We start from the raw sequence: 13254 nt of genomic DNA on the forward strand, positions 1-13254 counted from the left end.
GAAAGTGGATAGAATGTTAGGAATTTAGTTCAAAAGTAGTTTACAAGATTTCTATCATTATTTTATTCCTTAAATTTACTACTAAAAACAATACGTTTATAGATTTGTAACAGTTCCTCAAAAACAACAAAAAAATGAGAGCCTATTCCTAAACTAGGAAGACCCTCATTTTTGTTTACAATATTATTAGGGAATAGATTGGATTAATAGTACGAAAAAAATTCTTTGCTATCATTCATTAAACCATAAAACTAAATCCTCTATTTCTAAAAATGACCGAAACTTAATGGCTAATTGTGTATCTTCATTTTTTATAATCGGTAATTTATCAACGGTCTTATCAAATAATGCTAAAAATTGTGGGTGATGGGAGTCGTTACTAATTACGATCCACTGATCTACTTTCACTTCGTCTCCTTCGTTGTTGGTTAAATAAACCATCTCTTCAAATGGAACAGAAGTTAAATCCCCAGAATGAGTCGTCATGTCAATTTTCACTGCAAAATATTGAAATGGATCACTCTCTATATTACTAACAACAAAGAGGATATCCTCTTCAGCAAATGGGGATAAAAGTTGAGCTTTCACTTCTACTCCTTCTACATAAACCTCTTTTTCAACTGTATAATTTTCAAGCCAAGGATTACTCAAATTAATCATATTGTTACTATCAGAGCGTAACTCCATTCCTTTTAAAGTCATTTCATGTGGCTCTTTACCTATCTCTAATTCTTTTAAGATCTTAAAATCTTTTGTACTGATTACGACGATATTGTTGGCTTCACGATGGGTAACAAATGCTAAGTCTCCACTTGGTGAAAATGAAATATGATTAGCATAAGAACCTGTTTCAATTGTCGTCATCAATGAGAATGTCTCTATATCGATGACCGAAACATCATTCGAATGGTTATTCGCTGTCCAAACTTGCTTTCCATCAGATGAAACAGTAACACCATGTACCCCTTCACCTGCTTCGATTTCGGTAACAACCTCAAACGTTACCATATCAATAACTGTTACACTGTTTGACCTCACATTCGCAACAAACGCATAATCTAAGTTTGGACTTAAAGCAACTTCATTTGGGACCTCACCAACAGGAATTGTTGCTAATACTTGGTACGTATAAGCATCAACCGCACTTACGGAGTTTCCGTTTACATTAGCCACCCAAATTTGTGATCCATTAGCAGAAACACTTACATGAGCAGGCCCATCGTCGGTTGTGATCAACGCTGCTTCTTCAAATGTATTCGTATCAATAACCGCAAGTACCCCACCTTCCTCACCTAGACCACCCATTAATGTAACGTATAAATACTTTCCAGATGGATGAATATCAATTCCATGAATACCTTCGTCGAATTCAATTTCGTTTATTACTTCTTTCGTTGTCACATCGAGTGCGTGTAAGCTTTTCCCTGAAAAGCCCGTTCCGTAATAAACGACGGTTTCGTCAGGTGAAATCGCAATCCCGTGTGATAGTTGCTCCACATTTAATTCGATTGAATTTACTGGGGTGTTTTTTTGTAAATCAATTTCAGATATCGTACCATCGCCTGCATTAGCTACATAAAAAACAGGGGCACTCAGTGACTTGTTATTATTGATAAAAAAGAGTGTGACAACACCTATAAATAGGATTGCTACGATTACCATGATTGGACGTTGTTTTTTAAACAATTTAACTTCTCCTTTCAAATTAAAATATTTTTATAGCATTTGTAATAAACCGTTCTCTTGTTTCCTCAAATGTCGCTACGAAAATAAAACGGTCGTCATTAACAAAATAGTAATGATCTCTCTCCATTCCAAAAGCATATTGCACAGGTTTACCACTGACCATCGTTTCACTATGACTAGAATAGATGTCACTTGTCTCTATGATCGTTTTCATATTCTCAAATAAGCTTAAAGGTACTCCATCTTCGCTTGATTCAGAAATCCAAACAATCGCGTACGCCCCCTGTCGCGTTTGGTATTCTAGTGCATATGCTTCATTTAGCTCAACTTCTTTTTCATGAAGCTGATTCATGATTTGCTTGGCCTCTTCCCCTTCTACTTTATTTGTTAAATAATAAGCACCAATATTATCAGGAATATGACCAGCATGGGTTAGACGATCGTCGTCCATAAAAAAGGAAGAAATAAGCACAACTAAAACAATAAAAACAACAATACTACCAGCTATTACTATTTTTTTCATTTGACCCCTCTTTTCAACAGGTTTTAAGTTTTTTTAGTAGGTTATGAAATTACCTGTAAGGAAACTTTTCATTATTAACAATGCACGAAACTTATGAAGATTCCATAAAGAAACTATGAAATATCTTTAAAAGTCCTTGGCTACAAAAAAACTCCCACCCAACAGTACGTTGTGTAGGAGTTTGGAATCTCATCTTTTAGTGTCCCCCATGGGCGCCATGATCTCCATGGCCACCGCCATCGGCAGGAACAATTTCAAGCATTTCGTCAATATATCCTTGTGTTGTAAACGAAACAAGGGCTTCATTTCCGATTAAATATGCATGGTTGTATGGACCTTCTGTTGGATCATGTCCAAATGTTGGTTTAAGCATTTCTAAATACTCGTGCATTTCCCCTGTGAAATCCCCATCTTCTAACCAGACCATTGGAGCATGTTTCCCTAAATGAGCAAATGGGGCTGCCGTAATCGCTAATTCAGGAACTTGCGTTGGAACCATTACAATTCCGTGACCAGGACTTGTGATTCCCCAACCGAAATTAGTCGTTTGGTCTTTAAATTTCGCAAATTCAATAGAAACTTGAGCGGGTGTTTCTCCATCTATACGAGTGACCTCTCCATACTCACTTAATTGATTAACTACATCATTAGAAATAATTGTTTCAGGACCAACAACATAGATTGAGGCATTTCCATCTCTTTTTTCTAAAGCTGCAATTGTCTCAGTTGGAATTTCTGTTTCTGAAACAAATAGTAGTGACTCATTCATATGAGTAATCCAACTACCAGCAATAATGGAATAAGGTTTTGCTTGGGCATCTAATGAACCAATAATGACACCTTCTGGCACATCGTTAATTAATTGTGAATAAATGTCATCTATTTCATAAGCAAATGCCGCTGGATCTTCTTCGTCGATTTGCACCACTTCATACTCGCTTATTTTGTCTAGTTCACCTTCATTTAATTGACCTAAAACCATAATTTGTGTCCCATCAACATTACCTTTAGGGTTTAATCGTTCAATCTCATTTAAAATCAAATCAGAGATCGTTCCCTCATTTGTAAACAATAATGGACCATCGTTTGGGTGATGAACCAAATTCAAACTTGCAAGTGATAATTGCCAATTTTCTAACGGAGCTAACATAATGGTTCCAGGCTGGTTCGCCTCATGAGTGGCAGGCCAAATCGTCTGCGACGTTAATACCGAAACTTTAAGCGGATCATCAGAATTTAATCTTGTCACATTTTTTGTATTTAGGTGTAACAAACCACCTTTTGAAACTTCTTGTTCATTACCTTGTGTTTCTTCTGTAGTTGCTTCCGGATCTACAACATTTTGTTCTTGCTCATTTCCGTTAGCACAGGCTGCTACGATACTAACCATTAACACTAATAAAAATAAAACTAGAATTCTTTTCATTTTAAACAAATTACTTCCTCCTGTTCATTATTAAGTTATCATTATTATAATTAACGATTATGAAGAAAGTTTGAAGAAAATGTAACAAACTTTTGGACAAGGGCTTTTCGACGCTCCCTATGTACTTTAGTGTCGTTAGGTGAATGCGATTATGAAATGGATCCCTTAAATAGTTTTATCTGAGTGAATTTCATAAATACCTAAATGGAACTACATAAGTCTAAATGTGATTAGAAACATCCTTCATCCAATAACATTTAATTTCTAAGCAAAGAAAAAAACAGCCTTTATTAAAAGACTGTTAATTCCCAATACGTGATGGTATCTAGTATTCCAATTAATATAATGATGATTCCAGCTGTACGTTGTACGACCCAACCAATCTTTTTCCCTTTCTTCATAAACGTTCCACTCAAACCGAAGTACCAAATTAGGAAGACGGAGATAATTAAAGGAATCGATGTACCTAAGGCAAAAATACTTGGAATGACAGCTCCATAAGGAACTGCTAACGCCATTGGCATTAATACGATAAAAAATAAAATAAACATCGTTGGACAAAAACCTAAGGAGAAACTTAATCCTAATAGGAAGGAACCGATCTTCCCACTCTTTTCTGATTTACTCTTCCATAACGAAAGTGTCCAACGCATTGTAAACAAACCAGCTAAGTATAGACCAATGATAATTAATAATGGACCTAATAGCTTTCTAATCCATGGAAAGTACGTAATTAAACTTTGTTGAAACTCAGTACCTAACATCCAAACAACAAATCCTAGACCAGAGAAAGCAACGATTTTTCCTAAAATAAACGCTATGGTTTCGCCCCAAGCAGCTTTTTTTTGTAATGATTGATTTCCAAACAACGTAATCGCACTTAAGTTTCCAGTAAATTGACAAGGTGCCAATGCTCCTACGATTCCTAATAACAACGCGGATAGGATCGGGATATGTTCTGTTCCATAAGCTGCACTCATGAATGGTTCACTGAAAAAATGACTAACTTGTTGAAGAAATTGATACACAGCTTCCCCACCTACTTTTTATAAAATAACTTCTTATTTAATAGAATACGTGAAAAGTATAAAGAAACTTTGAAGAAAATAAGAACGAAGTAAGAAGTTATTATTTTACCACAAAAATAAAGCTGAACTTCAATCAGTGGGGGTTTTCCTTCATCCCCCACTGATTGTTAGTTTAACTTATCGGACCTTTAGGGGCAGTTAATCCCCCACCTAAACTTTCCGATTTTCTTACATTTTGAGGTGGGGGTCTTACTGCCCCTTAAGAGTGGGATAAATTGAACACCTTTTTAATAGGGAAAGGCATCTCACAAACTTATGAGATACCTTTTATTTTACTAGTTTATAGAGATGCCATTCGGGAAGTATCCAACGTCGATACGAGCAGTTTCTTCTAACGTGTCAAGGTCGACGACTGAAACTGTATCTTCAAACATGTTCGTAATAAACGCATAGCGGCTATCTTTAGAGATAACAATACCATGAGCCCCTTGACCTACCTGTAATTCTTTAACAATCTCAAGCGTTTCAAGGCTAATAATCGAAATCGTGTCAGATGGAGCTTCCTCACTACCTTGGTTAGCGACGATCACATAACGGTCATCATAGCTTGCGTACATTTGTACTGGCCCTACGCCAACGTCAATTTTCTCAACTAATTCTTGTGTTTCAACATCAACAACAGCTAACTGATTATCTACATGCAAACCAACAAACGCATATTTTCCATCATGAGAAAAACCAGTTTGAACAGCACCATTACCTACATCAATACGGTTTACTTCTTCCTTTAATGTAAGATCAACAATACTCATGTCTGCACTTTGCATATTTGCAATGTAAACAAATTGTTGATCTGGTGAAATACGAGCACCATGTGGATATTCACCTACTGCTACTGTAGTTAACTCCTCGGTAGATCGGTTGATAATCGTAATCGTATCATCCCCAGAATTTGTTACAACTACGATGTTTCCATCCTTTGTAATTGTTACGTGGGCAGGATGATTACCAACTTCATATTCTTCTACTTTTTCTAATGTATTGAGGTCATAAGCAACGACTTTCTCAACGCCTTCCTCGTCATGACTGTGACCATGGCTATGTCCATCTTCTTCATCATCATGACCATGAGGTGGATTGATTGTCACCCAAACTAATTCAGTGTCAACATTTACTTCAAGATTATGTGCTTGTCCTTCTAATTCAATAATTTCTTGTGTTTGTTCTGGATATTTAATTACTGCTAGAGTTTCATCTTTCTCATTTGCAACCACAACAATATAATCTTCTTCTACAACATCTTCAACTACTTGGTTTGATTCTGTTTCCCCTGAAATTTCTTCCCCCATATTTTCTGCCTCTACTACTTCACTTTCCTTTTGGTCCCCACATGCTGCTAATAATAGGACCATTGTAAAAACTGCTATAGCAGCATACCACCTAAATGATGTTTTCATGTTTAATCTCCCCCTTTATGTGTATGCTTTCATTATAAAAACAGGAGATTCATTTCGATGTGAGAAAGGTCACTAGGAGAATAAACCTTGAATTGAATGTCAAAAACCATTCAAGCTTTTTTCATACTTTCTTGATGTTTTTTTGAATGGGAAATGGTTTGACCAAGGAGAATAGTTATTATATTAAAATAATATAAAACTTGTACTTTTTTCTACTAGCTATACATAACTATAGTAAAAAAACAGGAGGTGAAGAAAGTGACGATAGAATTCATTTTAATCATCCTTTATACAATGATCGTTTTTTGGCTATTTAGCTTTATCTTTGTGTTTCGGAACAAAATTTCTTGTATGGCTGGAATGATGATTGCGATGATCGTTGGAATGGTTCTAGGGTTATCGGCTGGTATGTTCCTAGCCATGTTCTACCCAGACCATTTCTTTGAAATAACGGTAGTTAGCATATTAATTGGGGCAATAACGGGAACAATTGCCGGTTTTCCAATAAGTATTATGGCTGTACTAGATGGTTTTCTTTCAGGAGCAATGGGCGGTATGATGGGGGCCATGCTCGGGATCATGGTATCACAAGAAACGATCAACCAAACTCTAAACGTAATCGTTGTTATATCCGGAGGTGTGCTATTTATTTTATTTTTAATGATACAAAGTGAAATAAACATTAAGGAGAAAGGATGGAAAAACTTTTTCTTTGTTAAACGGTTACCATTGTTTCTAGTTATTATCTTAGCATTTTACTTCACACACCTATTCTCTTATTCTGAGAAGCATGAAGAGATAGATCATTCTATTCATTCGAATAGTCATTGGGAAGAGTAGAACCTCAGAGAACTCGTTCTAGCTTCGCTAGAACATCGAAAATTCAGATGGAGTCTCAACTCCACCTGAATGGAAGTCCCCACCTACGCTTAGAGGTGGGGGTCTATGATCCTTAAGTTCAAATCAGTTTGATTAATTTAGGTGGGGACAGTTGTTCGATTTTACAATCACAGGAAAAGCTAGGATTAATAGCTGTCATCCTAGCTTTTTCTTTTCGATGTTCAATGCACGTTTCATCAGAACTTCAGATTACAACAAAATGGCAAAGAACATTACAGTTCACTATTCTTTCTTTTTTTCTTATTATATTTTCGAATTGCCCCAAATAAAATAAATCCACCATTTATAGCTGCAAATGTACTAAGTAGAGGGATGTTTGCACCTGTTTCTTCATATTCATGGTCATGGTCGTCATGTCCATCTGAAAGCCATGGTGGATGATCAGAGTCGTGGTCGTGATCTTCTCCATGGGCAAAAGTTTGAATTGGAAATGTTACTAGAAATAGAAAAAGGAGTATATGAATCATTCCACGTTTGTTTTTCATTTCTTCTCCTCCGTTTAGTGATGGTACTTACTAGAATAATGAATATTTGTGAAGAAACTCCGAAGAAAGTGTGAAGAAATTCATACTTAATCTCCACACTTTCTGATTGTCAAATCATAATAACATCTTTATCCCTGTTCTTCCTGTCACCCAGGATAGTAGCAATACCAATAAAAAAATAAAACAAGCTTGGCGTGTATAAACCAAGCTTGTTACTATTTAAATCCCCCTACTGCGGAAAATTCCCTTCTTCTACTAACGTCTCCCATGTTTCCCCATGATTACTAGTTGTTAAAATATTATTTTGGAATGTAGCTACAGTGACTTCCGAAGGATCTTCTTCAGCGATTAAATAAAGAACGGCATCACTACCTAAATATAGATCGTAACTGAATATTTCTTCCCCTTTTATCCTAAATAAACCATTTTGACTAGCTTCATAAAAGATGACTTCATCTTCCCCGATAACATAAACAGCAGTCATAAATCCATCTAATTTTTTCTCCCAGTTTACCCCACCGTCATTTGAATAAAATAATCCTTGATTCGTCGCAGCATATGCAATGTCACCATTATTTGGCGCTAACGCAAAGTCAAAAAATTCATCATGAGCTAGTGGTAATCCCTTTGTTTTCACTACTTCCCATTTATAGCCTTGATTATACGATACAAAAACAGCATCAGTGTTATAGTCAGAACCGTACCCTAATATTTTTGATTGATCACTTGTAGCCGTTAAGCCATGGAAATCAATCATCCCATGTAGCCCACGAACTTCCCACGTTTCACCAAAGTCTTCGCTCCAGAGAAACCCTAGTGGATCTGGTAATTTACTTCCTTCTCCTGGATGGCCACTCGTCATTAAAATACTTGTACCAGGGATAACAGAATAACCCATTAAGTCAAAACGTTCACTGCCAACGAAATAACCTTCCTTCGTCTTCTTGTCGTATTCTATTAACCCGTAATGACTAGCTAATAATAATTTATTATTATCTTCAGGATGTTTTGATAATCCGTGAATATGTGAATAAGAAAAAGTTTGTTCTCTATCTTCTACTACTTCCCCAATAAAATATGGGTCTGTTTCACTACCTTGTCTAGCTTGTGAATCAGAACCACATGCTGAGACTATTGTCAAAAGACTTGCTAAACCTAAAGCAATTAGTAGTTTTTTTGTTTTCAATGACTCCATCTCCTTTGATGTAATTAATGAGAAGTTTAACAAAAAATCATGGAGAATTTATCAAGAAACTGTAGTTAAATTGTGACAAGCTTTGTATTATTCTGGCTTTCGAAACCTGACTTTTACTTTTGTACCTTTATTTTTTTCACTTTCGATCGTAATCTTCCCTTTATGAGCTTCCACTAATGCCTTCACGATTGAAAGGCCAATTCCAACTCCACCAGTTTTTCGATTTCTTGATTTTTCTCCACGGTAAAATCGTTCAAAAATATGCGGCAAGTCTGCTTCTGATATCCCTTGACCGTTGTCTTCAATCATAAAGACAACTGATTGTTTTTCTTCATGAGATTTTACAGTTACTTTTCCATCTTCATTTGTGTATTTTAATGCGTTATTAAGAAGGTTCACCATAATTTGAAAAAATCGATCACGATCTGCCCAAAACGTTACCTTTACTTTCGGCTTCTCAATCGATAATTCAATACCTTTTTGTTCAAATAAAGGTTGAAAAGAGGCTTTCAATGATTGGAGAACATCTTGTACATGTAATTCTGATGGATGCAGTTGTATTTGTGGATTTTCAGCTGCTAATAGCTTTTCTAAGTCATCAACTAATCGAACTAGGCGCATTAATTCTGCATGACTTTGCTTTAGACGTTCTGGTGTTGGTTCCCATACTCCATCTAAAAAAGCTTCGATCTGACTTCGTAATGTAGCAAGTGGCGTCCGTAATTCATGAGCTAAGTCATTCGTAAATTGCTTTCGGAGTTTTTCATGATTACTTAACGATTCCGCTAACTCATTGAATGAATTTGCTAACTGTTGAATTTCTTCTACTTGATTACTTGAAGGTACTCGTATTTTTAAATTATTTTTCTGTAGTTCACGAGTAGCATTTGAAACTTGCCGTAACCCTTGTGTCATCTTTTTCGAAATAAAATAACTTATCATAATGGAAATGACGATCATGATGATGGCTGTGAAAATAATATACTTATTAAATTGCTGTAAAAATTGTGAATCGATATCTACATATTCTTCAGGATAATAAACGATTAAATATCCTTGCTCTTCATTGTTCATCGTAACCGAGTATCGGTCACTTGTTAACTTTTCTACGTTTGGTTTACCCATTTGATCATGAGTCATCATACCTTTCATCATCTCGAAATGAATCATGGAATCAAAAACAACATTCCCTTCCTGATCATAAAATATAAAAAATAAATGATCAGTCATCGCATAGTGATGAAGAAGCTGGGTAATTGTTTCTCCTGTCACTGTCCCAAAAATTCGATATTCTTGCTCTAAGCGATCTACTACTATTTCTACTTGTTCTAAGCGTTTCGTATCTAAATACTCTCGAAAACTCCCAAAAAAACCGAGTTGAATTGCCATACTAACAAAAATAATCCCACTTAAAGATAAAACGAGGAAAAAGAACATAAGCTTAGATTGAAGAGTTCGAAACATCGCGTTTTCCTCCATATTTATATCCCATCCCAAATACAGTTATGATGTATTCAGGATTTTTTGTATCTAGTTCAACTTTTTTACGCAAATTTTTTATATGGACATCGACACTACGTTCATACCCTTCAAAGCTCTCATTTTGCACTTTTTCAAGCAAATCAAGCCGACTATATACACGTCCCGGGAATTCGGCTAATGCTACTAATAATTTGAATTCAAACGGCGTGAGTGTAATAGGAATTCCTTTTACAATGGCTTCTTTTGCTAAAAGATCTATAACTAAATCTTTATGGTTAAACGATAATAAGTCTCTCTTCATTTCTTTTTTTGTTCTTCTTAGAATCGCCTTTACTCTCACAACGACTTCACGAGGACTAAAGGGTTTTGTTAAATAATCGTCAGCACCGATAACAATTCCATTTATCCGCTCTTCCTCTTGTGTTTTTGCAGTTAGCATCATAATCGGGATGTCACTTGTCTCACGTACCCGTTTACACACTTCTTCACCTGAGAAATCTGGAAGCATTAAGTCAAGAATCAAAAACTCCGGATTTACTTGTTCGAACATTCTCAATGCATCTGCCCCATTAAAAGCGGTATAAACGGTATAGCCAGCACGCTCAAAATATGCTTTTAAAACATCAATAATCATCGGCTCATCGTCAACGATTAGGATTCTCGTCATTTGATCACTTCCATTCTTAAATTTTGAAATCTATCCGTTAGAATTTGCTCCACTTTATAAAGCTGAACTTCAATCAGTGGGGGTTTTCCTTCATCCCCCACTGATTGTTAGTTCAACTTATACCACGGGCATAAGAATAACTAATCATCAGCTTTCGCCGATGAAAGTTATTCTATATCGGACCTTTAGGGGCAGTTTATCCCCCACCTAAACTTCTCGATTTTCTTACGTTTTGAGGTGGGGGTCTTACTCGCCCCTTAAGAGTGGGATAAACGAGATCATCATACCATAATTATTTCTGGTTCATAATAATTCTATAGCTTCTTCATAACTTCTTTATAACTAGTGGTTAAACTGTAACTAGAAAAGACAAAGGAGATGATTTAAAAATGAAGAAAAAATTAATAGCAATGGTAACAGCAACAGCGGTAGTTTTAGGAATTGGTACTGTGACAATGGCAAATTCAGAAAGTGAAGTTTTTGAAAAAATTAACTTCCAAGAAAAACTACCATTTATGCAAAAAATGCATCCTGACATGGACGAGGAACAATTAGAAGAAATGTATAATCGTTGCCATGGCGAAGATGGAATGATGAAAGACGGTATGATGAATGGCATGATGAACGGGAACTCTGAAGGTATGAAAAATATGATGAATAAAATGATGAATAAGTCAAGTGGTACAGAACTGTAAAAAGCATACCTCATAGATAATCAAATTCATCATCCATAAAGCTGAACTTCAATCAGTGGGGGTTTTCCTTCATCCCCCACTGATTGTTAGTTTAACTTATACCACGGGCATAAGAATAACTAATCATCAGCTTTCGCTGATGAAAGTTATTCTATATCGGACCTTTAGGGGCAGTTAATCCCCCACCTAAACTTTTCGATTTTCTTACGTTTTGAGGTGTGGGTCTTACTGCCCCTTAAGAGTGGGATAAGTAAGACATAAAAGGTGTTATCACAAAAAATGATAGCACCTTTTTTAATAGGAAAAAAGTCAAATTTGATTTAATGGTTTTTTAGCAACTTTATCAAGTATCGTAATATCATTACCAAACTTCCCCATGGCCTCACAATCACATTTCAAATCAGAAAAAGTTATATAAGAAATTGGCATAATCTTTAATGCCGATTGTAAAGATGGCCGTAGAAGTTGGGCTTGAATTTCTCTTTCCCTTTTTTTAGGTGCTAAAAGATATAATTGACATTTCCCAGTTTCCATAGATGTTGCTAAATCGTGCAGACGTAAAATTCCTGAATAGATCGAAGTACTTTTTTCAACTTCAAAAGCACCAATAATCTTTCCATTTTTATCAAGCCAAATGACATCAATTAAACAAATGGTTTTAAAAACCTCGTCAGAACAGTTTAGTTGAGACAATTTACTCACTGATAAATCCCCTAATGCTTCCCCTTTCCATTGTCTACTATGATCGTTTTGTGCAATCCATACATCATACCCTAATTCCTTTCCTAACTTTGCCAGCAAATATTGCACTTCACTATGGTCATTTTGCTCAGCTAAATCATCAAGGACTTGTTGTTGTCTTTTTTTGATAACTTTTCTCCTCTTTACATCATCTGCTTCAATTATTTTATTTGCATTTTCTGCAATAACGATCCGGCCAATACCAATCTCAAATAAGAAACCACAAATAGCACCATAATCTTTTGAAAAAAAATGACGATACTTTTCATTTACTTCGATAATAGTCTCACGCATCTCTAAATACTCAAGCCAAGAACCTAATTTTATATTTTTATGAAATAAAGCATTAAAACCTTTAACAATCGCTGTATTGAACGGAGGAAAAAAAGTTGGATGTAAAAAATACAATATATTAGCTACAGCTGGACCAAGACCTTTAATTTTTCTTTCATTAATTTTAATAATTTCATCAACAACTTTTTTTTCGCTTTTAGCTAAAAGGGAAGCTTGTAGAAAACTTCCAAAAGCTCTTTTATTCTCCTCATTTTCATAAATATCAGGGATCCGTAATTTGGGTTTCCAATAAAAAGCATGAGCTGCTCCCTCAAATACTTGCTTTTGCTCAGAAATAGCTGTAACAACAGTTTCTAAACTAGAACCTTTAAAATCACTTCCAAATGATTGGTTTTGAATATCAAGGACAACATCTCGAATTCCAGCTTTTATTGTTCGAAAAGCTTTCAATCGATCTTGGTCCTGTAAAAACCATGTATGATAAACAGATTCAGGATCCTTACGATAAGCTTCAATCATTTTTTCAGTTTGAGAAATTTCCAATCATTCTCCCCCCTGTTCCTATTTAAAATGATACTATTTTAAGACTTATCAATAACTAATCATGTACTAAAGTTATGAAGAAATAATTAAGAAAGTTTGTATTATTAGACAACAGTAAAAAATAGACTGCAA

The 13254-nt window shown here is 35.4% G+C and carries 12 protein-coding genes; 2 read left to right on the plus strand and 10 right to left on the minus strand.

What is annotated here, in order from left to right; translation table 11 throughout:
* Positions 1-231: 231 nt before the first annotated feature.
* The 5 genes from BKP45_RS15285 to BKP45_RS15305 form a co-directional block, all read right to left on the minus strand.
* The gene (locus BKP45_RS15285; RefSeq protein WP_071390564.1) at positions 232-1686 is read right to left on the minus strand and encodes a YncE family protein; all 1455 of its coding nucleotides are present in this window, start codon (positions 1684-1686) and stop codon (positions 232-234) included.
* Positions 1687-1705: 19 nt separating this feature from the next.
* Positions 1706-2209 carry a hypothetical protein gene (locus BKP45_RS15290; RefSeq protein ID WP_071390565.1) on the minus strand — a complete coding sequence of 168 codons (504 nt, stop codon included), beginning with the start codon at positions 2207-2209 and terminating at the stop codon, positions 1706-1708.
* A gap of 196 nt (positions 2210-2405) precedes the next feature.
* Complete coding sequence (locus BKP45_RS15295; RefSeq protein ID WP_071390596.1) at positions 2406-3635, minus strand: ArsR family transcriptional regulator; 1230 nt, start codon at positions 3633-3635, stop codon at positions 2406-2408.
* A gap of 290 nt (positions 3636-3925) precedes the next feature.
* Complete coding sequence (locus tag BKP45_RS15300) at positions 3926-4663, minus strand: urease accessory protein UreH domain-containing protein (RefSeq protein WP_071390566.1); 738 nt, start codon at positions 4661-4663, stop codon at positions 3926-3928.
* Between the two features lie 335 nt (positions 4664-4998).
* Positions 4999-6120 (minus strand): cytochrome D1 domain-containing protein, encoded by a 1122-nt coding sequence (locus tag BKP45_RS15305; protein WP_071390567.1) that lies wholly within the window; start codon positions 6118-6120, stop codon positions 4999-5001.
* Positions 6121-6378: 258 nt separating this feature from the next.
* Between BKP45_RS15305 and BKP45_RS15310 the strand changes: the two genes are divergently transcribed.
* The gene (locus BKP45_RS15310) at positions 6379-6960 is read left to right on the plus strand and encodes a hypothetical protein (protein WP_071390568.1); all 582 of its coding nucleotides are present in this window, start codon (positions 6379-6381) and stop codon (positions 6958-6960) included.
* Between the two features lie 272 nt (positions 6961-7232).
* Here the strand turns inward: BKP45_RS15310 and BKP45_RS15315 are convergent, their stop codons facing one another.
* The 4 genes from BKP45_RS15315 to BKP45_RS15330 all read right to left on the minus strand — a co-directional run bounded on the left by BKP45_RS15315 (position 7233) and on the right by BKP45_RS15330 (position 10849).
* Positions 7233-7505 carry a hypothetical protein gene (locus tag BKP45_RS15315; RefSeq protein ID WP_071390569.1) on the minus strand — a complete coding sequence of 91 codons (273 nt, stop codon included), beginning with the start codon at positions 7503-7505 and terminating at the stop codon, positions 7233-7235.
* Positions 7506-7734: 229 nt separating this feature from the next.
* Entirely contained in the window at positions 7735-8691 is a 957-nt protein-coding gene (locus BKP45_RS15320) for a F510_1955 family glycosylhydrolase (RefSeq protein ID WP_071390570.1), read from the minus strand.
* A 96-nt stretch (positions 8692-8787) separates the two neighbouring features.
* Complete coding sequence (locus BKP45_RS15325) at positions 8788-10164, minus strand: sensor histidine kinase (RefSeq protein ID WP_071390571.1); 1377 nt, start codon at positions 10162-10164, stop codon at positions 8788-8790.
* Positions 10142-10849, minus strand: a complete 708-nt coding sequence (locus BKP45_RS15330; RefSeq protein WP_071390572.1) for a response regulator transcription factor — start codon at positions 10847-10849, stop codon at positions 10142-10144. Before BKP45_RS15330 ends, BKP45_RS15325 begins: the two co-directional genes overlap by 23 nt.
* Before the next feature lie 389 nt (positions 10850-11238).
* Between BKP45_RS15330 and BKP45_RS15335 the strand changes: the two genes are divergently transcribed.
* Positions 11239-11544 carry a hypothetical protein gene (locus BKP45_RS15335; protein WP_071390573.1) on the plus strand — a complete coding sequence of 102 codons (306 nt, stop codon included), beginning with the start codon at positions 11239-11241 and terminating at the stop codon, positions 11542-11544.
* A 309-nt stretch (positions 11545-11853) separates the two neighbouring features.
* Here BKP45_RS15335 and BKP45_RS15340 read toward each other — a convergent pair whose 3' ends face one another.
* Positions 11854-13122 carry a hypothetical protein gene (locus BKP45_RS15340; RefSeq protein WP_245747530.1) on the minus strand — a complete coding sequence of 423 codons (1269 nt, stop codon included), beginning with the start codon at positions 13120-13122 and terminating at the stop codon, positions 11854-11856.
* Positions 13123-13254: the final 132 nt, after the last annotated feature.

The organism is Anaerobacillus alkalidiazotrophicus (assembly GCF_001866055.1).

Excerpts from the sequence above, each read along its gene's own strand:
- BKP45_RS15325 (WP_071390571.1), bottom strand. The coding sequence starts at position 10,164 with ATGTTTCGAACTCTTCAATCTAAGCTTATGTTCTTTTTCCTCGTTTTA.
- BKP45_RS15290 (WP_071390565.1), bottom strand. The coding sequence starts at position 2,209 with ATGAAAAAAATAGTAATAGCTGGTAGTATTGTTGTTTTTATTGTTTTA.
- BKP45_RS15330 (WP_071390572.1), bottom strand. The coding sequence starts at position 10,849 with ATGACGAGAATCCTAATCGTTGACGATGAGCCGATGATTATTGATGTT.
- BKP45_RS15315 (WP_071390569.1), bottom strand. The coding sequence starts at position 7,505 with ATGAAAAACAAACGTGGAATGATTCATATACTCCTTTTTCTATTTCTA.
- BKP45_RS15335 (WP_071390573.1), top strand. The coding sequence starts at position 11,239 with ATGAAGAAAAAATTAATAGCAATGGTAACAGCAACAGCGGTAGTTTTA.
- BKP45_RS15305 (WP_071390567.1), bottom strand. The coding sequence starts at position 6,120 with ATGAAAACATCATTTAGGTGGTATGCTGCTATAGCAGTTTTTACAATG.
- BKP45_RS15295 (WP_071390596.1), bottom strand. The coding sequence starts at position 3,635 with ATGAAAAGAATTCTAGTTTTATTTTTATTAGTGTTAATGGTTAGTATC.